Source organism: Marinactinospora endophytica (assembly GCF_054780875.1).
This window is the reverse complement of record NZ_BAAGVM010000002.1, coordinates 53,510-73,333: the sequence shown is the minus strand read 5'-3', so window position 1 is coordinate 73,333 and position 19,824 is coordinate 53,510. Positions and strand designations below refer to the sequence as shown.

The following is a 19,824-nucleotide window of genomic DNA, read 5'->3' as shown; positions in this document are numbered from 1 at the left end:
GGGACGGAGAGGCCGTAGGTTCGACTTCGGTCACCTCGATCAGCGCGAAGGCCGGTCCTACGGGACCGGCCTTCTTCGTATGTGAACGAGAATAGGGGCCATGAGAAGACGAGGCGTGTCGTCCCGTCTCCGTTTCACTCCGCGCCGTCTGCTGCGGGGTGGGCACGCCTTCCGCCGATCGCGCGCCATGACGCGTCCGGACACGGTCCCGGGAGGAGTCCGGGACTGAGGCGTAGCACGCTTCCCGGGCCTACGCCTGTCCTTGTCGACTTGGTCGCGTGCCAGACCGAGGAACCCAGGTCCAAGGGCCGCCGGCGTCCGGGCGCGTGGGCGGACGGCCGCTCTCTCCCCTGAGGGGCCATGCGGATATCCCCTCGCTCCGGCGTCCCTGGTCGGGTACCGTGGTCGGCGTGTATACGGGTATCGCTTCCATGAGGCTACGTCTCCGCGCCTGACGGCGCGGCATCGAGCTCTTCTCCCATCTCTCGTGTGTCCGCCGTCCCGGTCGTCCCGCCGGGCGGTCTTCTTGTGCTGCCCGGCTCCGCCGCGAAACGTGGAGCACACCTTGGAAGCACGTCCCTCACGCGACCGGCTGTCCAGCCGCTCGACACACGAACTCCTCTCCGCGCTGAACGCGGCCGGGCGGCTCCCGGCCGGCGCGAACGCGCACGTCCGCGCCCGCGGGGTCCGGGTCGTCCTCGGCGGACGTCCGGTCCTCGCCGGCGTCGACGCCACGATCTCCCAACGGTCGCGCGTGGCGCTCGTGGGAGAGAACGGCCGGGGCAAGACGACGCTGCTGCGGGTCCTCGCCGGCGACCTCGCGCCCGACGACGGCCAGGTGGAGCGCGCGGGCACGGTGGGTGTCGTCCACCAGTCGCTCGCGTCCCGCAACGGTGAGACCGTCGGCACCCTGGTCGCCGCGTCGGTGCGCCTCTCACACCTGGCCCTGCACGCGCTGGACCGCGCCACGGAGGCCCTTGAGAACGGCGACGAGGGCGCGGACGCCCTGTACACGGCGGCGCTCGACGCCGCCATGCGGCTCGACGCCTGGGACGCCGACCGCAGGGTCGACGTCGCCCTGGAGGGACTCGGCGCGTGCACCGACCGGGACCGGGAACTCGCCACCCTGTCCGTCGGCGAGCGCTACCGCGTGCGCCTGGCGTGCCTGCTCGGCGCCAACCACGACATCCTGCTGTTGGACGAGCCGACCAACCACCTCGACGCCGGCGCGCAGGCGTTCCTGGCCTCGCGCCTGCGCTCGCATTCCGGCGGCCTGATGATCGTCACCCACGACCGCGCGCTCCTGCGCGAGGTCGCCGACGACTTCCTCGACCTGGACCCGAGCATGGACGGACGCCCGCGCGTGTTCTCCGGCGGCTATACGGGCTGGCAGGAGGGCCGGCGACGCGAACGCGAACGCTGGACCCAGGAGTACGAGACGCAGCGGGCCGAGCACGCCAGACTGGCGCAGGCGGTGCAGGAGGCCCGCAACCGGCTGTCCACCGGGTGGCGACCGGACAAGGGCACCGGGAAGCACCAGCGGCAGTCGCACGCCCCGGGCGTGGTGCAGAGCCTCAAACGCAGGCAGGAGGCCCTGGAGGCGCATCGGATCACGGTTCCCCGGCCGCCGCTCTCACTGCAGTGGCCGCACCTGCCGACCAAGCCCGGCGCCCCCATTCTGAGATGCGACGACGTGGCCGTCGCGGGACGCCTGCACACCCCGGTCTCCCTGGAGATCGACGGCGGCGACCGGCTCCTGGTCACCGGCCCGAACGGGGCCGGCAAGACCACCCTGCTCGGGGTCCTGACCGGTGCCATCGCCCCGACGGGCGGTTCGGTGCGCAGATCCGACGGCGCCCGGATCGCTCATCTGTCCCAGGAGGTCCCGGCCTGGGCGGACGACGTCCAGGCGCACGAGGTCTACCGGGCGCACGCCGAACGGCTCGTGTCACGGGGGGAGGTGGCCGAGTCCGACCTCGTCTCGCCGCGCGCCACGGGCCTGTTGGACGCCGAGGCGCTCCGCACGCCCGTCGGGCGGATGTCGGAGGGGCAGAAGCGCCGCCTGCACCTCGCGTTGTGCCTGGCCGAACGGCCTGACCTGGTGATCCTCGACGAGCCCTCGAACCACCTGTCGTCGCTGCTCGTCGACGAGCTCACCGACGCCCTGCGGAACACCCCGGCGGCCGTCGTCATCGCCACGCACGACCGCCAGATGCTCGCCGACCTCGCGTCCTGGCCGTCCCTGACCGTCTCCGCGGGAGCCGGGCAGGCCGGCCGGTGACCCGATAGCCCCCGCCCCGCCGCCCTCGTCCGGTTCCGCCGATCGGGCCCGCGGCGGCGGTGCGGCGGCGGGACCGCGACGGTGCGGGTCCAGGCCGGCGGTGGGGTCGTCCCCCGTCGTGCCCCGTCCCGGCTCGCGGGGATCCGGGCGGCGGCCGGGGAACCGTCCAAGGAGCGGGAGCGGGGCGGCGGAGCCGTCCCCTCCCCGGGAACAGCGGGCCTGGAGCACGACGGGTTCGCCGCCACGGACCCGGTGACGAGCCGCTGTTCCCCATCGGTCCTCCGCGCGGCCTCGGCACACCGGTCCCTCGAAGGGACGGCCCGGGCGTACGGCGCTCCGCCCCGAACCGGTGAACGCGGCCCCTGCCCGCGGTCACCGTCCTCGGCCGGGCGACGGGCGTTCGCGGGGGAGCGCGGAAGGCGGGTCGTCTCCCGCCGGGAGGTGAGGTCCTCCGGCACCGGCACGGCGTCGTCCGGCACGGGACGTGGAGGGGGCGTGGCCGTCGCCGGCCCGCCCGGTCACCGGTGAGCCCTCTCGGTGCCCAGTGGTGCGGCCGTCCGGCGGTCTCCCGCTGGACAGCACGCGACGTTCCGCGCGCCTCACGGGGCCGAAACGTCACAGCCGGGTGCCAGGATGGGCCGGATCACCGATGGCGCCGTTGGGCGCAGGTAGTCCGAGGAGGACGACTCCCATGACCCCGCAGCAGTTCATGGACGCCGCGCTGTGGTTTCCCGAGGCCGTCGAGACCGAGCCGTTCGGTCCGGGAGCGCTCGTCTACAAGACCGCGGAGCGGATGTTCGCCCTGCTCAGCGACTCCGACGAGGACCGTCCCGCCCGGGTGACGCTCAAGTGCGAGCCCTCGCTGGCCCTGGAGCTGCGCGCCGAGTTCCCGGCCGTGCTCCCCGGCTACCACCTGGACAAGCGGCACTGGAACACCGTCGTCCTCGACGGCACGGTTCCCGACGACGAGCTGCTGGAGATGCTCAGGCACTCCTACCTGCAGGTCGTGGCGAAGCTGCGCAAGGCCGACCGGGAACGGCTGACCGCGCTCCTGGGCGAGGACACGCCCCCGCTCCCCTCCTGATCGGGCACCGGGGAGACGGTCCACGCCCTTCGTGGTCCGGCGGGCTCCTCTCCGCGACCGTGGCCGGACGCCGCCCCCCGCGCGGGCGGGGGCGGAGGGGTCAGTTCCCGCCGAGGAGGTCGAGGAACGGCGTCGGCTCGTCGTAGGGGTCGGGCCGGGACGACCGGCCGGAGCCGACGGCCAGGCCGGCGAGCTCCCCTGCGGCGCGGTCGATCCGGTCGGCGAGCCCGCCGCTCGCGTCGCCCGCGCCGCCCCAGTCCTCCGACGCCGCGTAGACGGCGGTCGGCACGACGATGGAGCGCAGGTAGGCGAACATGGGGCGCATCGCGTGCTCCAGCACGAGGGAGTGCCGGGCCGATCCGCCGGTGGCCCCGAGCAGGACGGGCATGCCCGACAGCGCGTCCGCCTCGACGACGTCGAAGAACGTCTTGAACAGCCCGCTGTAGGAGGCGTTGAACACCGGGGTGACCGCGATGAGCCCGTCAGCGGTGACGACCGTGTCCAGCGCGGTCTTGAGCTCTCCGGCGGGAAAGCCGGTGAGCAGGTTGTTGGCGAGGTCGCGGGCGTGGTCGCGCAGTTCGATCACGTCCACGACCGGATCGGCGCCGCGCTCCCGCAGGGAGCGCTGTGCGGCCTCGGCCAGCCGGTCGGCGAGCAGCCGCGTGGAGGACGGCACGCTCAGGCCGGCGGAGACGACGGCGATCCTGGTCCGGGTCATCGTTGCTCCTTCGCGGTGTCGGTGGCGGTGCGGGCGGCGGCCTCCCGCAGGCTCGCGTGGGTGGGCGCGTCGGGAACGCCGGCGGGGCGCCGCGCGGCGAACTCCTTGCGCAGGACCGGCACGACCTCCTCGCCGAGGATGTCGAGCTGTTCCAGGACGGTCTTGAGCGGCAGGCCCGCGTGGTCCATGAGGAAGAGCTGGCGCTGGTAGTCGCCGAAGTACTCGCGGAACTTCAGGGTGCGGTCGATGACCTGCTGGGGGCTGCCCACGGTCAGCGGCGTCTGCTCGGTGAACTCCTCCAGCGACGGCCCGTGGCCGTACACGGGGGCGTTGTCGAAGTAGGGCCGGAACTCCCGCACCGCGTCCTGGGAGTTCTTGCGCATGAACACCTGTCCGCCCAGGCCGACGATGGCCTCGTCGGCGGTCCCGTGACCGTAGTGCTCGAAGCGCCTGCGGTACAGGTTGATCAGGCGGATGTAGTGCTCCTTGGGCCAGAAGATGTTGTTGGCGAAGAAGCCGTCACCGTAGTAGGCGGCCTGTTCGGCGATCTCGGGGCTGCGGATGGAACCGTGCCACACGAACGGCGGGACGCCGTCGAGGGGCCGCGGGGTGGAGGTGAAGCCCTGGAGCGGGGTGCGGAAGCGCCCCTCCCAGTCGACGACGTCCTCGCGCCACAACCGGTGCAGCAGGTGGTAGTTCTCGACGGCCAGCGGGATGCCCTGGCGGATGTCCTGGCCGAACCAGGGGTAGACCGGCCCGGTGTTGCCGCGGCCCAGCACCAGGTCCACCCGGCCGTCGGCCAGGTGCTGGAGCATGGCGTAGTCCTCGGCGATCTTGACCGGGTCGTTGGTGGTGATCAGGGTGGTCGCGGTGGACAGGATGAGCCGCTCGGTGCGCGCGGCGATGTAGCCGAGCATGGTGGTGGGCGAGGAGGGCACGAACGGAGGGTTGTGGTGCTCGCCGGTGGCGAACACGTCCAGGCCGACCTCCTCGGCCTTCAGCGCGATCGCGACCATCGCCTTGATCCGCTCGGCCTCGGACGGCGTGCGTCCCGTCGTGGGATCGGTCGTGACGTCGCCGACCGTGAAGATCCCGAACTGCATAGCGCCCTCCGAACCTGCCTGCTTTAGTTGCTTTTTCAACTACTTCCCCAGAACATATCTCGCCCCGGTTCCATTCCGCCAGGTCGCTTCGGATGCGCCGCCCGCTCAAAGGGCCTTCTCCAGCCCGGAGCCGGTGAACGCCCGCGGGCCTCGGCGTCCGCCGCACGTGGTGCCCCCGAGGGATTCCGCTCACCCCGCTTCTGTCGTCAGCGGGCCGACCCCGTCCCCGTGAGCGGTGCGGGAACGACGGACGGACGTGATCGGCGAGGGGAGGACGCCCCTCGGCACCTCCCCCGGAGACACCGCGCCCCTGGTGCGCCTTCCCCGCGCCGACGGCGACGAGCGGGCCGGCCCGGCGCGTCCCTCCCGGGAGAACACGGCGAGGCCGGCCCCTGCCGGCCTCGCCGCCGGGGCACGCCGGCCCGCGAGCACGCGGGAAACCGCCCTGCACCCCTGGCGCGGAAGGCCCATAGGGGGCGGGTCCCGCGCCCCGAAGACGGCCGGCGCCCCCCGGACCCGGGCGACCACCGAGGACGCTCGGCGGGGACGGCCGCGACGGCGCGAACCCGGCCCACGCGGCGGAGCACGGCGGAAGGCGCGTTACGGCCGGCCGGGCCCCGGGCTCAGTCGCCGGCGCGGTGGATGGTGACCGACTCCAAGACGACGTCCTCGACCGGCCGGTCGGCCGGATCGGTCTCGACCGCGGAGATCGCGGCCACCACCTCGTTGCTCTCGTCATCGGCGACCTCGCCGAAGATCGTGTGGGCTCCGTCCAACCACGGCGTCGCCGCCGAGGTGATGAAGAACTGCGATCCGTTGGTGTCGGGACCCGAGTTGGCCATGGCCAGCTTCCCCGGGGCGTCGAAGGTGAGGTCGGCGACGATCTCGTCCTCGAAGGCGTAACCGGGTCCACCGGTTCCCGTGCCCTCGGGGTCACCGCCCTGGATCATGAAGTCGGGGATGACGCGGTGGAAGATCGTCCCGTCGTAGAACTCGTCCTTGCCGGTGCGGGGGTTGGCGACCTTGTCGCCCTCGGCGAGCTGGACGAAGTTGGCGACGGTCTGGGGTGCCTGGTCGGGGAAGAGCACGACCTCGATGTCCCCCTTGCTGGTGGCCAGCGTCGCGCCTTCGACGTCGGAGACGTCCACCTCGGCGGCCGGTGACGACGCCGCGTCGTCCTGGGGAGACGACGGAGACGACGGGGCGGAGCCAGCGCAGGCCGCCGTCGCGAGGAGTGCGCCACCGAGCAGCCCGCCGGCCGCAGTCCTGGCGAAACGGTTCATCGGGGTACCTCTCAGGGGTTCGTGCGCGTACCCCCTCAGGCTAGGGCCCGGTGGCGCGCCCCGGGCGCGCGGTCCCTCCCGTCCCCCGGTGTCCGTTCCGTTCAAGACGGCGCGGGCCTTTCGTCCTAACGTCGGTCCCATGAAACCCGTACTCAACGCGGTCGGCCTCGTCGCGGCCGACATGGGCAAGACGCTGGCCTTCTACCGCCGGCTCGGTCTGGAGATCCCGGCCTCGGCCGACACCGCCCCCCACGCCGAGGTGGTGCTGCCCGGCGGCCTGCGGTTGATGTGGGACACCGCCGAGACCATCCGCTCCTTCGACCCCGATTGGAGGCCGCCCTCGGGAGGACCCGGTGCCGCGCTGGCGTTCGCCTGCGCCGATCCGGAGGAGGTGGACTGCGTCTACGCCGATCTGGTCGGTGCCGGCTATCACGGACACCGGGAACCGTGGGACGCCGTGTGGGGACAGCGCTACGCGGTGGTCCACGACCCCGATGGCAACGGCGTCGACCTCTACGCCCCGCTGCCCGAGGGATGAGCGGAACCCCCGGCCCGCCCGCCCACGAGCCGGCCTATCGATCGTCCCGTCAACGCCCTCACCTCACGGGACATGTGGGGTTGGTCGGCGTAGCCCGCTGTCGCCGCCACCTCGCCGAGGGGCACACCGGCCCTGGCCGCGTCCAGGGCCCGGTTCATCCGCAGGATGCGGGCGAGGGTCTTGGGACCGTAGCCGAACGCCTCCAGGCAACGGCGGTGGAGGCTGCGCTGGCCGAGCCCGACGGCCTCGGCCGTGGCGGTGACCGTCCGGCCGAGGGCGAGGTGCCGCGCGACCGCGCGGAGCGAGGGGTCGACGGGTCCGTTCCGGCGCAACCGTCCGGCCGCGATCCCCTCCAATGCCGCGAGGGGGTCGGCGGCGCCGGCGGTCGCCTCCGTGAGGCGTTCGACCTCCGCCCGTGGCCACAGGTCGGCCAGGGGGACCCGCAGGTCGCGTAGTTCGCGCGCCGCCACCCCGAAGACCACCGGTCCCATCCCCGGGGGAAAGCGCAGCCCCACATAGCGGCTTCCCGGCCGTCCCTGGGCGGGGTGGGCGCCGGTGTCCGGTCCGGCCACCAGCAGGCCGCCGTCGTTCCAGATGAGGTCGGTGCACCCGTCGGGCAGGACCGTCGGTGTGGAGCCGTCGTCGGGTGCCCGGCCCTGCCACGCCACCACCTCGGACAGGCGTGATGCTCTCTCCCGGTACATGTCCCCAGTCTCGCAGCGGCCTCTCCCGCGGGGCGGCGTCGGGCGCGCGCCCGTCGTTCGGAGGACGCGGGACGGGATCTTGATGTTTGGCGGCGCGGCGACCGTGGCAGTGAAGTCCGGGATCGTTTTCCGCTGGACCTTGAGGGCACGCTCCTTCTGGAGAGCGACCCGCCGGGGAGAAGGTCGCAGAGGAGTAGGACATATGGGGCAAAGCCGCGCGGGCCAATCGCTTCCACAGGCGAAACGTCCCCGATCCCCCCGTAAGCCCCGGACGACGCAGTGACCGGAAAGCACACGGCCTCCTCAGGACCGCCGGGTCCGACCGCCTGGACCGCTCCCGACGGACACCTCGGATTCGGCGCGGTGCGCGCCCTCCTGGACGAGCTGGGGGACGCGGTCGTCCTCTGCTCCGCCGACGGTGTCGTCGAACTCGTCACCGACGCCGCCCACGACCTGGTTCCCGGCCTTCGGGCCGGCCAGACCGTCGAACAGCCCCACACCGGTCCCCTCGGTGACGCCGCGACCGCGGGCTCCGGCTACTTCCACGGCCTCCACCACGGCCGGGAACTGCGCGGACGCCGGCACGAGGTCGACGACGGCCGGATCGCCTGGTGCCTCTCCGAGATCACCACCCAGCGTCCCCCTCCCGGCCCCTCCCCGGCCGATTTCCTCGCCACCGCGGGCAGTCGGCTCTCGGCCTCGCTCAACCTGCGGCGCTGCGCCGTCACGACGGCCGAACTCGCCGCCGGGGCGATCGCCGACATGGCGGTCGTGGTGCTGCCCCCCGAACGGCGCCGGATCCCCTGGATCCGCGCTGTCGGCGGCGAGCCCGGTGTCCACGAGGACGTCACCACGACGGCACGCGTGGCCGAGGTTCCCGGACTCGGCGAGGCCCTGGCCGGTTTCCCCCCGGTGCCCAGCCGCTGGCTCGACCCCGCGCAGGCGCCATCCTGGCTGCTCCCCGAGGGGTTCGGCGAACCGGGGGCGCTCCTGGTCGTCCCCCTCCCCGGCAACGGCGTGGCCGCCGGCGCGCTCGTACTGGCCCGCCGCGCCGACCGGTCCCCCTTCGACGAGGACGAGGAACTGCTGACGCGGGTGTTCGCCGCGCGCGCGGGCGCAGCGATCTCCGCGGCGGCGTTGTACCGCGAACAGCTGGAGACCGCCGACGCGCTCCAGAACCACCTGCTCCCCCCACAGGACCCGCGGATCGACGGGGTGCGCATCGGCGCCTCCTACTGGCCCGCCCGCGACGCGCTACGGGTCGGTGGTGACTTCTACGACGTCTTCCCCTCCGAGGGCCCCGGTAGCACCGCCATGGTCGCCCTGGGCGATGTGTGCGGCAAGGGCGCCCACGCCGCCGTGCTCACCGGCAAAGTGCGCCAGAGCCTGCGCACGCTGCGGTTGCTGGAACGCTCCCCCGAGCGTCTGCTGGCCCTGCTCAACCAGGCGATGCTGCCGCCCGTGCGCGAACGTTTCACCACGATGGTCCTGGCCGACGTCGCCCCGGCCGAGCACGGGCGCGTCCATATGCGCATCGCCTCGGGCGGACACCCCCCGCCCCTGATCCTGCGCCGCGACGGCCGGGTCGAGGAGGTCGGGCTGCGCGGAATGATGATCGGCGCGGTGGCCGACATCCGCGTCGACGTCACCGACATCGTGCTCGCCGCGGGTGAGACCTGCCTGCTCTACAGCGACGGCGCGACCGAGGCGCGGGGCGGCCCGATGGGGCGGGAGTTCTACGGCGAGGAGCGGCTCCGCGCCGCGCTCGCCACCTGCGTCGGCATGCCGGCCCACGCGCTCGTCGAACGTCTCGAACAGGTCATCGGCGACTGGCTGCGCGGCAACGAGCACGACGACATCGCGCTGCTCGCGGTGCAGTCCCCCGAACGCGCCCGTCTGAGCCTCGCGCGCCCCCCGAATGGAGAGGAACGGCACGAATGACCCTGACGGTCGATCCCGGGCTCGGCGCGCCCGGATATCTCGAACCGTTCCTCGGCCACCTGGCGGAGGGTGACGAGCCGGCGGCCGTCGGCCTGCTGACGGGGGCGGCGACCCGCGGCATCGCGGCCGAGCGGCTGCTGCTGGACGTGGTCGCGCCGGCCCAACGCCGGGTGGGGGAGCTGTGGGCGAGCGGCCAGTGGGACGTCGCCCGCGAGCACGCGGCGACCGCGATCAGCGAGCGCGCGGTGGCCGCCGTCACGGAACAGGCCCCACCCCGCCCCCACCGGGGCAGGATCACGGTCGCCTGCGTGGAGGGCGAGTGGCACGCGCTGTCCTCACGCCTGGTCGCCGGCCTGGAGGGCCTACGTGACCGGCTCGCCGACTTCCCCCGATCGTCCGCCCTGCTCATGGCGGGGGCGGACGCGGTGGGGGCCGGCGCCGACGATTCCGCCACACCGGCCGGGGAGGGGGCGTGATGTCGGCCGGAACGCCTCTGGAGATCCAGGTCGTCCGAGCGGCCGGGAACGTGCGCCTGTGGTGTGTCGGGGACCTCGACCACGAGACGGTGGACGAGCTGAGGGAGTGTGTCGGCGACCTGCTGGCCGCGGGCGTCCGTTCCCTGTCGATCGACCTGTCGGGCGTCGACCTGTGCGACTCCTCGGGGCTGTCGGGGCTGTTGCACGCGCACAACAGCACACGGGCGGCCGGCGCCGAACTGCACATCACGGGCGTCTCGGATCGGTTGGGCAGGATCATGTCCATCACTGGGCTGAATCGGATCCTGTCCTGTTCCCTGGCCGGCGGCGCCCCCGCCGCCTCTCCCGGCTCCGACGTCTCCACGGCCGCGGGCCCCTCGTCACCGTCGCCCTAGCGCGTCCTCCCCGGCCGTGCCGTGTGTCCCCATCCCCCGCCCCGTACTGGAGAAGACGTGAACCCCGAGGACAAAGCGCTTCCGGTCCACCGGATCGGTACCGCCGTCGTCATCGAGATGCCGGTGGAGGTCGACTACTACGTCAGGGACGCGGCCACCGAGCAGGCGCTCGCTCTGCTGGAGGAGCGCCCCGAACGTCTGGTGGTGGACATGTCGGGGTGCACGTTCTGCGACTCCAGCGGTCTGGCCATCCTGTTGCGGGTGCGCGGCCCCGCGGAGGAGGCCGGGGTCCTGCTGGACGTCGTCGTGCCGCATCCGACCGTTCGGCGCGTCTTCGAACTGGCCGGGGCCGACTTCATTTTCCGATTGCACACCACGTTGCACGAGGCCCTGGCAAGCGCCCCCGGCGCCCCCTCGTCTCCCGCTCCCGCCTGCGGTTCCCACGTCGCGGACACGACTCGGCGCGGCCCCGCGTAGGCTTCTCCACACTCCTCTCCACCACGCTTTCAGGGGGCAGGGATGTTTGCTCTCCGCCGACCGGGAACGGATGCTCCTGTCCGGACCGGGTGTCCCTCCCCGCCCACTCCCCGGACCGGTCCCACCGAAGTGGTGGGAGCGGACACGACAAGCCCGCGGACCCGGAGGAGCAGACCGATGGGCGAGCGAAGCGACATCGACTGGGCCGAGTTGGACGACGGCGAGCTACTGGACGGCGTATTGGACGTGATGGAACGCGAGGAACTCATCCCCGGTGGCCTGGGCCGTGTCCTGGCCGACATCGCCGCCGCGGGCGTCCCCGAACCTCGGGAGGAGAGCGGCGCGGTGTTGGTACGGCCGGTGACCCGGCTACGCAGCGTCGCCTCCGAGCCGCAGCGACGCCATCGGTTGTGATCTCCACCACTCCCATTTGACAAGCGCGCCAATCGAAGGGTAACCTTTCGGCAACTGCGCGTTATCGCCACACAGTGTCACGGGAACACTCCACACTGAAACACAGCGGAAGCGCTCGATAACACAGAGTCGCGACTTCCTCCGTTTCCTCATCTATGTGGAGTGTCATGCGAATCGCCGAAGAGACACGCGCCTATCACGTGGGCGGCCACGCGCCGCCGGGCCTCCGCGAGCGTCTGGGCGGGCACCTCCGCCACGACCTCCCGGCCTCCTTCGTGGTGTTCCTGGTCGCGGTCCCGTTGTCGCTGGGCATCGCCGTCGCCTCGGACGCGCCCCTTGTGGCCGGCCTCATCGCCGCCGCGGTCGGCGGCATGCTGGCCGCCCTGTTCGGCGGGTCGATGGTGCAGGTCAGCGGACCGGCCGCGGGACTGACCATCATCGTCGCCGAACTGGTGGCCGCCCACGGCTGGGCCACCACCTGCCTGATCACCGCGCTCGCCGGCGTCGTCCAGATACTGCTGGGGGCGCTGCGCATCGCGCGGGCGGCACTCGCCGTCTCCCCCGCGGTCGTCCACGGGATGCTGGCGGGCGTCGGCGTCACCATCACCCTCGCCCAGATCCACGTCGTCCTGGGCGGCGCCGCCGAGAGCTCCCCCATCGTCAACCTGCGCGAGCTCCCCGGTCAGCTCCTGCACAACCACACGGCCTCGGTCGCCGTGGGCCTGGTGACCGTAGCCCTGCTCCTGGCCTGGGGCCGGATGCCCCTCCTCCCCTGGCTCCCGCTACGCCGTGTCCCCGGCCCCCTGGCCGCGATCACGGCCGCCACCGCGGTGAGCCTGGCGTTCGACCTCGACGTCGAGCGGGTGTCGCTGCCCGCGCTGTCGGAGGGCCTGGGACTGGCCCCGACGCTCCCCGAGGGGAACTACGCCGGTGTCGCCGCGGGCGTCGCGACGATCGCGCTCGTCGCCAGCGTCGAATCACTGCTCTGCGCGGTCGCCGTCGACCGCCTGCACGACGGTCGCCGCGCCCGGCTCGACCGCGAACTGGTCGGCCAGGGCGCCGCCAACACGGTTTCGGGCCTGCTCGGCGGCCTCCCCGTGGCGGGCGTGATCGTCCGCAGCACCACCAACGTGCAGGCGGGCGCCCGCACCCCCGTCTCGGCCTTCCTGCACGGGGCGTGGATCCTCCTGTTCGTCATCACCCTGTCCTCGATCATCGAGTTCATCCCCATGGCGGCGCTGGCCGGCCTGCTGGTCTTCACCGGCATGAAAATGGTCGACATCGCCCACATCCGGGGGCTGCGCGCCCACCGTGAACGGCACGTCTACATCGTCACGCTTCTCAGCGTGGTGTTCCTCGGCCTGGTCGAGGGCGTGATCATCGGTCTGGTCCTGGCCTTCGTGGCCGCGCTGCGCCGGCTGACCCGCACCACCGTGCGCACCCGCTCCGTGGGCCGGCGCCACCACGTCGTCATCGAGGGGTCCCTGACCTTCCTCGCGGTGCCCCGGGTCTCGGGCGTCCTGTCGAAGATCCCCCCGGGCACCGACGTCGACCTCGACCTGCACGTCGACTTCATGGACAACGCCGCGTTCGACGCCATCCACTCCTGGCGGGTCGCGCACGAGCGCGGCGGCGGGCGCGTCGACATCGACGAACTCCACGAGGACTGGTACGAGGGCGGGGTCAGCGGCTCGCTCCCGAACCGCAAGACACCGGTCCCGCCGATGCGGCACTGGCTGCGGCCGCGCGGCCACGGACGTGCCCCCGAGGCCGGGACGGCCGACTCCTCGACGTCACTGCTGCTCTCCGGGGCGCGCGACTACCACATGGCCGTCGCACCGCGGCTACGCCCGGTCATGGCCGAGCTGTCGACCGCGCAACGCCCCCACACCCTGCTCATCGCCTGCGCCGATTCGCGCATCGTGCCCAACCTGTTCACCGCGAGCGGGCCAGGGGACCTGTTCACGATCCGCAACGTCGGAAACATCGTCCCCGCCTACCGCGCCGGGGAGGCCGAGGCGGGGACCCTGGGCACCCTCGAATACGCGATCGGCGTGCTCGGGGTGCGCTCGATCGCGGTGTGCGGGCACTCGCGCTGCGGCGCCGCCGAGGCCGTTCTGAAGGACCCCGAAGCGGTGTCTCCCGGCGTGCGGACGTGGCTGGCCCTGGGCGGCTGCCAGGCCGGATCGCAGCCCGTCGCTCCCGGCGAGACCCACGAGGCCGCCTGGAACCGCGCCAGCCGCGGGAACGTCGTCCGGCAGCTCGACAACCTCATGACCTACCCGTTGGTGCGCGGACGGGTGGCGGCCGGCGAGCTCGAACTCGTCGGCCTCTACTACGACATCCTCACCGCGCAGGTCCACGTCCTGGACCGGGAGTCGGGGCTGTTCCTGCCCGCCGGCGAGGGGCCGGTGGGCGTCGGAGCCGAGGGCGGGCCGGCCCGTCCGGCCCCGCCGGCCGGCTCGGACCCGGCCGCCTCCCCGGAGACGGACGCCGGGAGCCATCCGCCCGCCGGCGTCGGCGAGCACTGACCACGCGGGCGGGGGCCCGGGAGGGAGAGGCACCGGGCCCCCGCCCCCGTCGACACCCCCGTCAGCCCTCCCTGCGCTTCAGCTCCCCGGCCGCCTCCTGGGCCTCGGGGACGCCCAGTTCGGCGAAGATCTCGGCGGCCTCGGAGAGCAGGGAACGCGCCTCGTCCGCGGGGACCGTGCTCGCGGGGAGCGCGGCCAGCCCGGCCAGTGCCTTGGCCTCGGCGTAACGCTCGTTGCGGTCCCTGGCCAGGTCGAGGGCCTCCTCGTGCGAGGAACGCGCCTCGGCGTACCGCCCGGCGCGAGCGTAGGTGACGGCGAGGTCGTTAAGGACCTCGGCTTCGGCGCTGCGCTGCGCGGTCTTCTCCCCGAGCTCCAACGCGAGCCGGTGTGCGGCGAGCGCACCCTCGATGTCCCCGGTCTCCCGCAGCACGCAGCCAAGGTTGTTACGGGTGTAGATCTCCCCGGTGGTGTCGCTGCTGTCCAGGAAGAACCGCAGGGCCCTCTCCAGCTGCTCCCGCGCTGTCGCGTAGTCGCCCCGCCTGGTGTTGACCTCGCCCAGGGTGCGCAGCGCCACGGCCTGGTCGCTGGTAGAGGCGCCGTCCGCGATCCGCAGCACGGCCTCGCATTGACGGACGGCCTCGTCGAAGTTGCCCATGGCCTGGTGGAGGACCCCGAGGTTGGTCCGCTGGATCGCTTCCAGCGCGCGGTCTTGCGTCGAGACGGCGTAATCCACGGTCCGGCTAAGGGCTGCCGCGGACTTTTCGTAACGTCCCATCCGTTCGTAGACGACCGCGAGATTGGCGACCACACGGATCACACCTGATTCGTCCCCGAGGCGAACGAAGATCTCCCGCGCTTCCTCCAACAAGGCCAGAGCGGAGTCGAGACGTCCGGACAGGCAGTGCGCGATGCCGAGACCGACCAGGGTGACGGCGCTTCCCATGTCGTCGTCGTCGGCCCTGCTCGCGTCGAGCGCCTGCTCGTGGGTGCTCAGCCACAGCTCGGTCTGCCCATACCGGGCGTAGAAACGCCAGAGCGCGTGGGCCAACTGCCAGGCGTTGCGCCCCTGCCGGCTCTCCGCGTAGTAGCCGACCATGGAGGCGAGGTTCTCCCGATGCTTGTCGAACCACTCGAGGGCCTCAGTCTGACTACGCCACTCTTCGCGGTACCTGGAGTCGGCCGGCTCCTCCACCACGTAGTCATGGGCGCGCGGCCCCAGCCATTCGGTGGCGCGCTGAGCGGCACGCAGATAGTAGGCGCCGAGCCGGCGCCGGCTCTCCGCGATCTCCTCCTCGTCCAGCTCCTGGAACGCACGGTGCCGGGCGTAGGCGCCGATCAGATCGTGGAAGCGGTAGAGGTCCACCCCTTGCTCGTCGACGAGGCAGACGCTGACCAGTTCCTGGATGAGGTCGTCGGCGTCGGGGGGATCCCGGTCGATCAGCGCGGCGGCGCCGTAGAGGTCCACGCTTCCGCCGATCATCAGACCAAGCCGCAGGAAGGTCTCCCGCTGCTCGGCGTTGAGACTCTGGAAGGACAGTTCGAAGACCGCCTCGACGCTCTGCCCCTCGATACGAAGCTCGTGGAACCGACGATGCTGCTGCCCCAGCCGCTCCTCGACATGCCGAAACGTCCACCGGGGCCGGCTGAGCATCCGACCCGCGACGATGCGCAGGGCCAACGGTAGTCCACCGCACAGGGCGACAACCCTGCGGACGGCGTCCGGCTCCCGGCCGACACGCTCCACTCCGAGAACCGCGGTGAGGAGGTCCACCGACGTCTCGGTGTCGAGCATGCCCAGCGCGACGTAACGGGTGCCGCTGAGGCCGGCGAGGTCGTGCCGGCTGGTGACGATCGTCAGCGAGCCCGCCGCGGCCGACAGCAGGGGAAGGACCTGACGAGAGGTGGCGGCGTTGTCGAGGACCACCAGGACCCGTTTGCCCGCCAGCGAGGCGCGCCACAGGGCGGCTCGTTCGTCGGTGTCGTCGGGGATCGCCCCGGGGGCCACACCGATCGCGCGCAGCAGGCTCGCCAACGCCGTCCGCGCCGTGACCGGCTCCTGGTCCACGGTGTGCCCGTAGAGGTCGACGAAGAGCTGCGCGTCGGGATAGCGATCGGCCAGCCGATGGGCCGCGTGGATGGCCAGGGTCGTCTTGCCCGTGCCACCGGGCCCGGTGATGACGCAGACCTCGGCGCGTTCCTCACCGCGGGCGCCGATCTCCAGGATGCGGTCCAGATCGGCCTCACGTCCGGTGAAGTCGGGAATGTCGCGAGGCAGGTCATTGCGTGGCAGGTCGTTATGTGCTGACTGCCCATCCGAAAGTCCCGGGGAGACCGTCTCGGCCTTAGCAGGAGGAGAGGCGGTCTCTGGCGGCTCCTCCCTCGCGGCCTCCGCGACGGAATCGGTGTCGTGGTCGTGGAGCATCCGCTCATAGAGCTCCATGACGTCACGTCCGGGGTCGACCCCCAGCTCCTCGGCCAGCGCCTTGCGCACCTCGTGGAACGTGGAGAGCGCGGTCAACCGCTGGCCGGAGCGGTACAGCGCCGAGATCAGCAGGAAGTGCAGGCGTTCGCGCAGCGGGTCCTTGCGGACGAGGGGGGTGAGCCGTGCCGCGAGCTCGACGTGGTTCCCCAGGGCGAAGTCGACCTCCGCCCAGGCCGTCACCGCCGCCCACCGCTCCTCCAGGAGTGGCTGACAGACCGTGTACCACAGCAGCTCCGAACCCGTCCCCGAGAACGGCTGGCCCCGCCAACAGGCCAGGGCCTCCTCCCACAGGACGGTGGCCTCCTCGGTGACTCCACGTTCCTGTGCCCGAGCGGCCAGATTACGGAAACGGTGGAGGTCGACCTGGTCCGGATCGGTCTGCGCGAGGTAGCCCCCCGCAGTTGTCTGGATGAGCCCCGGAAAACTGCGCCGCAGATGAGAGACTTGGACCTGGATGATCGAGCGGGCGGTGCGGGGCGGATCGCCGTCCCACAGCAGGTCGATCAGCCGCTCGACCGTCACCTCCTTGCCGAGCTCGACCAGGAGCACACCGAGGACACACCGCTGGCGCGGTCCGCCGACGGGAACCGATTTCCCGTCCTGCCACGCCGCGATGGGGCCGAGCACGCCGAAATCCACAAACGGCACTGTAGCAAGGCCATTTGTGCTCTTTTAGCCCTTTATAAGGAACCGCATCCACGCTCCTCTCCCCGAAAAGCGTGGATGCGGTGGTCTTATTCCACCTTCGGCTCAGCCCTGAGGTTTCTCCGCGGGCTGCGGCACCGGAGCAGGGGCCGGCGTCGCCGTGCCCGGAGTCGGGTCGGCCTGAGGCTGCCCCACCTCAGGGTCGGGGTCGTCCTTGTAGGGACGCATCTTCGCCCGGATGTCCAGGGCGCGAACGATCCTCTGGAACTCGTCCTCAGTACGTCGAGCCATGGTCAGCGCTCGCCCCATAGGAAACTCCCCTTGCATAGTTGAAACAATGGCGGCCATCCTCGCAAAAGTTGAGAACTAGGGCCACTCGATCCCCTCGTCGTCCCCGTCGAACTCGGGCTCCCAGGGCTCCAGCTCCTCTTCGCGCGGCTCGGGGTCATCGCCATAGGGGCGCAGCTTGGCCGTGAACGTGTCCCCGAGCCCGGCGACGATCCCCCAGAACTCCCGGTCCACCCATTCCTGGACCGCCGCCGGCATCCGCTGCATCGCTGTTCTCCCTAGCTCGTGAAGAGGTCCTGGCCGTAGAAGACCGCCAGACCGGTGCCCGCGGGCCGTCCTCCCGCGGAAACCGGTCTCGCAGAGTGGTTATCACCCTAGGAACGGCCGGTTCCGGAGCGCTTTCAGTCTGCTTTCGATCCACATCCCCTCGGCTCCCACCGTTCGAAAGCAGCACGGATCGGGCGAAGGCGGCCGAACGCCGCCCTCCCTCCCGCCCTACACTTCCCCCGTGGCCCACCACGCGCCCGAAGACGGACCGTCACCGGGGGACCTGCTGCCCCGGAGTCCCGTGCTGCGCGCTGCCGCGGCCGGCGTGTTCGCCCTTACCGTCGCCGCGCTGCTGTTCGCGCTGTGGCTGTCCGGTGGCCTGGAGCGCGCGCGGGAGGACGTGCCGCTGCCTCCCGGTACCGCCGTGCGCAACGACCTGTTGACGATCACCGTGCACGGGGCGGAGATCGCCTCCGCCGGATCCGGCGGCCTCGGCGGCCCCTCGGTCACCCTGCGGGCCGAACTCACGTCCCACGCCGACGAACCGGTCTCCACCTCCTTCTTCATCGACATGCTGGAGGTGCGCACGGAACCGTCCGGATCGCGCGCCGAGGGCTACGGGAGCATCACGTTGGAACGTGCCCCGGCCGACCTTCTCACCCACGTGCAACCGGAGATGCCCGAGACCGTGCTGGTGGAGCTGCCGCTGGCGGAAGGGGCCCGCCCCGACGGGGACGGGCGGGTCCGGGTCACCGTGAAGGAGGCCGAGTTCCGGCCCGGGTTCGCCGACGAGTCCTCCTACTGGTGGTCCACGGACGAGGTCGCCGGCGAGGTCGCCGTCACCACCGGGCTGGACTGAGGGGGATCCGTGCGTCGACCGACGACCGTGGCCGTGAGCCTCCTGCTGCTGGCGCTCGTCGCGGCGGCGCACGAGCTGGTGCCCGCCCCCGAGGACGTGACCGCGCCGATCGCCCACGCCGGCGAGGCGGGCGAGGTCGTCGACGCGCGCGGATTCACCATCGAGGTGGGGGAGGTGCGGATCGCCCGCACGGTGGTGGAGGAGGACCTGTTCGGGGAGGGCTCGCGGGAGACCGCGAACGGGGTCTGGGTCGTCGTCCCGGCCGTCCTCACCTCCACCTCCACCAGTTCGCGCGTGGCCTCTCCCGTCCTGTTGGAGACCGGTGGGGGCTACACCCACTCGGCCGTCACCCGCCTGTCGAACACGCTGAACTCCCAGAGCCCCCAGTTGGACCCGGGCATCGCGGTCCGGGGGGCGTTCGTGTTCGAGCTTCCGCCGGAGCGTCTCACCCGCGCCGTCCTCAGGGTGACCGTGAGCGAGGGGCTGGACACGCGGTTGGCGGCCGAGGCGGTCGTCGACCTCGGCCTGTCCCCCGCCGAACTGCGGCGGTTGACCGCCGACGCCGCCGAGACCACCGTCCCACCGGTCGAGTACGGCCACCCCGATCCCCGTTGACCGCCCTGCCCCGGTTCCGGTCGACGGGAGGAGAACGGACAGGAGCGAACATGGACGGATCCCCTCCCGCCCGCCCCGCCGCCACCGTCACGCCCGGATCCGCGGGACCGGGCGGCCCCGCTCCACGCCGTCCGGCCCGATGGCGCCGCCACGACGTGCGCCCGGTGGCGGCGCTGCTGGTCCTGCTTCCCCTCGCCGTCGGCCTGCCGTGGTGGCTGGAACGCTCCGAGCTCCTGGCGGAGGGTGCCATGCCTCCCTCGGCCGTCCCCGCGAACGGCACCGGGGCCGGGGCGACCGCGGAACTCGCCGGAACCGACTGGGAGTTCCGCGGCTTCGTCACCGGGGCGACCGACGGGTCCCTCACCCCGCTCCCCGCGGGTACGGAGCTGGTCGACGCCGTGGTCGTGGCGACGCCGCGTGACGCACGGGCCGGCCGGCTGCTCCAGTCCTCGTGCGAGTTCCGGCTGGTCGACGATCGCGGCCGATCCTGGGCACAGACCGCCGCGCAGACGGGCCGGACACTGCCCGAGGAGGTCGTGGAGACATGGCCGGGCTGCTCCGGTCCCGACGCCGAACCGGTCCCACCGGGGACGGGACAGCCGATGATCGCGACGTTCCTCGTCCCCGAGGACGCGGTCGGCTCCCTGCGCCTCCAAGTGCGCGCGGACACGTCGGAGGATCCCGAGCGTCCCCGGCCCGCGGCGGTGGAGTTCCGGGATTGAG

General features: G+C 72.2%; 19 protein-coding genes. 12 read left to right on the top strand and 7 right to left on the bottom strand.

Annotated elements, in window-relative coordinates; all coding sequences use genetic code 11:
- Positions 1-592 precede the first annotated feature (592 nt).
- Both ACYVHU_RS04175 and ACYVHU_RS04170 read left to right on the top strand, forming a co-directional pair.
- A complete protein-coding gene (locus ACYVHU_RS04175; protein WP_498947826.1) occupies positions 593-2,281 on the top strand; it encodes an ABC-F family ATP-binding cassette domain-containing protein in 1,689 nt (562 codons plus the stop codon).
- 691 nt (positions 2,282-2,972) lie between these two features.
- On the top strand, positions 2,973-3,365 hold the full coding sequence (locus ACYVHU_RS04170) for an MmcQ/YjbR family DNA-binding protein (RefSeq protein WP_432937896.1): 393 nt from the start codon (positions 2,973-2,975) through the stop codon (positions 3,363-3,365).
- Between the two features lie 100 nt (positions 3,366-3,465).
- Here ACYVHU_RS04170 and ACYVHU_RS04165 read toward each other — a convergent pair whose 3' ends face one another.
- The 3 genes from ACYVHU_RS04165 to ACYVHU_RS04155 all read right to left on the bottom strand — a co-directional run bounded on the left by ACYVHU_RS04165 (position 3,466) and on the right by ACYVHU_RS04155 (position 6,469).
- Entirely contained in the window at positions 3,466-4,083 is a 618-nt protein-coding gene (locus ACYVHU_RS04165) for an FMN reductase (protein WP_078763582.1), read from the bottom strand.
- Positions 4,080-5,186, bottom strand: a complete 1,107-nt coding sequence (locus tag ACYVHU_RS04160) for an LLM class flavin-dependent oxidoreductase (RefSeq protein WP_078763583.1) — start codon at positions 5,184-5,186, stop codon at positions 4,080-4,082. Before ACYVHU_RS04160 ends, ACYVHU_RS04165 begins: the two co-directional genes overlap by 4 nt.
- A gap of 623 nt (positions 5,187-5,809) precedes the next feature.
- Complete coding sequence (locus ACYVHU_RS04155; protein ID WP_078763584.1) at positions 5,810-6,469, bottom strand: peptidylprolyl isomerase; 660 nt, start codon at positions 6,467-6,469, stop codon at positions 5,810-5,812.
- 139 nt (positions 6,470-6,608) lie between these two features.
- On the opposite strand from ACYVHU_RS04155, the gene ACYVHU_RS04150 reads away from it, so the two are divergent.
- Positions 6,609-7,007, top strand: a complete 399-nt coding sequence (locus ACYVHU_RS04150; protein WP_078763585.1) for a VOC family protein — start codon at positions 6,609-6,611, stop codon at positions 7,005-7,007.
- Here ACYVHU_RS04150 and ACYVHU_RS04145 read toward each other — a convergent pair.
- The gene (locus ACYVHU_RS04145) at positions 6,983-7,711 is read right to left on the bottom strand and encodes a helix-turn-helix domain-containing protein (RefSeq protein ID WP_078763586.1); all 729 of its coding nucleotides are present in this window, start codon (positions 7,709-7,711) and stop codon (positions 6,983-6,985) included. The genes ACYVHU_RS04150 and ACYVHU_RS04145 overlap by 25 nt on opposite strands.
- A 279-nt stretch (positions 7,712-7,990) precedes the next feature.
- Between ACYVHU_RS04145 and ACYVHU_RS04140 the strand changes: the two genes are divergently transcribed.
- From ACYVHU_RS04140 to ACYVHU_RS04115, 6 genes are all read left to right on the top strand, one after another.
- Entirely contained in the window at positions 7,991-9,652 is a 1,662-nt protein-coding gene (locus ACYVHU_RS04140) for a PP2C family protein-serine/threonine phosphatase (protein WP_498947563.1), read from the top strand.
- Positions 9,649-10,128, top strand: a complete 480-nt coding sequence (locus ACYVHU_RS04135) for a cobalamin B12-binding domain-containing protein (RefSeq protein WP_498947562.1) — start codon at positions 9,649-9,651, stop codon at positions 10,126-10,128. Before ACYVHU_RS04140 ends, ACYVHU_RS04135 begins: the two co-directional genes overlap by 4 nt.
- Positions 10,128-10,523: an STAS domain-containing protein gene (locus ACYVHU_RS04130; RefSeq protein WP_078763588.1), complete on the top strand. Its 396-nt coding sequence runs from the start codon at positions 10,128-10,130 to the stop codon at positions 10,521-10,523. The genes ACYVHU_RS04135 and ACYVHU_RS04130 overlap by 1 nt, the downstream gene beginning before the upstream one ends.
- Positions 10,524-10,580: 57 nt before the next feature.
- Entirely contained in the window at positions 10,581-11,000 is a 420-nt protein-coding gene (locus tag ACYVHU_RS04125) for an STAS domain-containing protein (protein ID WP_498947559.1), read from the top strand.
- A gap of 177 nt (positions 11,001-11,177) precedes the next feature.
- The gene (locus tag ACYVHU_RS04120) at positions 11,178-11,414 is read left to right on the top strand and encodes a hypothetical protein (protein WP_078763590.1); all 237 of its coding nucleotides are present in this window, start codon (positions 11,178-11,180) and stop codon (positions 11,412-11,414) included.
- 167 nt (positions 11,415-11,581) lie between these two features.
- Positions 11,582-13,945 (top strand): bifunctional SulP family inorganic anion transporter/carbonic anhydrase, encoded by a 2,364-nt coding sequence (locus ACYVHU_RS04115; protein ID WP_078763591.1) that lies wholly within the window; start codon positions 11,582-11,584, stop codon positions 13,943-13,945.
- Between the two features lie 61 nt (positions 13,946-14,006).
- On the opposite strand, the gene ACYVHU_RS04110 is transcribed toward ACYVHU_RS04115, so the two are convergent.
- The 3 genes from ACYVHU_RS04110 to ACYVHU_RS04100 form a co-directional block, all read right to left on the bottom strand.
- On the bottom strand, positions 14,007-17,066 hold the full coding sequence (locus tag ACYVHU_RS04110; RefSeq protein WP_432937876.1) for an AfsR/SARP family transcriptional regulator: 3,060 nt from the start codon (positions 17,064-17,066) through the stop codon (positions 14,007-14,009).
- A 111-nt stretch (positions 17,067-17,177) separates the two neighbouring features.
- Complete coding sequence (locus tag ACYVHU_RS04105; protein WP_498947556.1) at positions 17,178-17,381, bottom strand: hypothetical protein; 204 nt, start codon at positions 17,379-17,381, stop codon at positions 17,178-17,180.
- A 57-nt stretch (positions 17,382-17,438) separates the two neighbouring features.
- Positions 17,439-17,627 (bottom strand): hypothetical protein, encoded by a 189-nt coding sequence (locus ACYVHU_RS04100; RefSeq protein WP_432937870.1) that lies wholly within the window; start codon positions 17,625-17,627, stop codon positions 17,439-17,441.
- A gap of 241 nt (positions 17,628-17,868) precedes the next feature.
- Here ACYVHU_RS04100 and ACYVHU_RS04095 point away from each other — a divergent pair, with 241 nt between their 5' ends.
- The 3 genes from ACYVHU_RS04095 to ACYVHU_RS04085 are packed head-to-tail and all read left to right on the top strand — an operon-like array spanning position 17,869 to position 19,823.
- Entirely contained in the window at positions 17,869-18,486 is a 618-nt protein-coding gene (locus ACYVHU_RS04095; RefSeq protein ID WP_144390242.1) for a hypothetical protein, read from the top strand.
- Between the two features lie 9 nt (positions 18,487-18,495).
- Positions 18,496-19,101, top strand: coding sequence for a hypothetical protein (locus ACYVHU_RS04090; RefSeq protein ID WP_498947554.1), 606 nt, complete (start codon positions 18,496-18,498; stop codon positions 19,099-19,101).
- Between the two features lie 50 nt (positions 19,102-19,151).
- Complete coding sequence (locus ACYVHU_RS04085) at positions 19,152-19,823, top strand: hypothetical protein (RefSeq protein ID WP_498947552.1); 672 nt, start codon at positions 19,152-19,154, stop codon at positions 19,821-19,823.
- The last annotated feature ends 1 nt before the right edge of the window (position 19,824 follow it).

Excerpts from the sequence above, each read along its gene's own strand:
- ACYVHU_RS04170 (WP_432937896.1), top strand. The coding sequence starts at position 2,973 with ATGACCCCGCAGCAGTTCATGGACGCCGCGCTGTGGTTTCCCGAGGCC.
- ACYVHU_RS04165 (WP_078763582.1), bottom strand. The coding sequence starts at position 4,083 with ATGACCCGGACCAGGATCGCCGTCGTCTCCGCCGGCCTGAGCGTGCCG.
- ACYVHU_RS04160 (WP_078763583.1), bottom strand. The coding sequence starts at position 5,186 with ATGCAGTTCGGGATCTTCACGGTCGGCGACGTCACGACCGATCCCACG.
- ACYVHU_RS04155 (WP_078763584.1), bottom strand. The coding sequence starts at position 6,469 with ATGAACCGTTTCGCCAGGACTGCGGCCGGCGGGCTGCTCGGTGGCGCA.
- ACYVHU_RS04150 (WP_078763585.1), top strand. The coding sequence starts at position 6,609 with ATGAAACCCGTACTCAACGCGGTCGGCCTCGTCGCGGCCGACATGGGC.
- ACYVHU_RS04145 (WP_078763586.1), bottom strand. The coding sequence starts at position 7,711 with ATGTACCGGGAGAGAGCATCACGCCTGTCCGAGGTGGTGGCGTGGCAG.
- ACYVHU_RS04135 (WP_498947562.1), top strand. The coding sequence starts at position 9,649 with ATGACCCTGACGGTCGATCCCGGGCTCGGCGCGCCCGGATATCTCGAA.
- ACYVHU_RS04130 (WP_078763588.1), top strand. The coding sequence starts at position 10,128 with ATGTCGGCCGGAACGCCTCTGGAGATCCAGGTCGTCCGAGCGGCCGGG.
- ACYVHU_RS04120 (WP_078763590.1), top strand. The coding sequence starts at position 11,178 with ATGGGCGAGCGAAGCGACATCGACTGGGCCGAGTTGGACGACGGCGAG.
- ACYVHU_RS04115 (WP_078763591.1), top strand. The coding sequence starts at position 11,582 with ATGCGAATCGCCGAAGAGACACGCGCCTATCACGTGGGCGGCCACGCG.
- ACYVHU_RS04105 (WP_498947556.1), bottom strand. The coding sequence starts at position 17,381 with ATGGGGCGAGCGCTGACCATGGCTCGACGTACTGAGGACGAGTTCCAG.
- ACYVHU_RS04100 (WP_432937870.1), bottom strand. The coding sequence starts at position 17,627 with ATGCAGCGGATGCCGGCGGCGGTCCAGGAATGGGTGGACCGGGAGTTC.
- ACYVHU_RS04085 (WP_498947552.1), top strand. The coding sequence starts at position 19,152 with ATGGACGGATCCCCTCCCGCCCGCCCCGCCGCCACCGTCACGCCCGGA.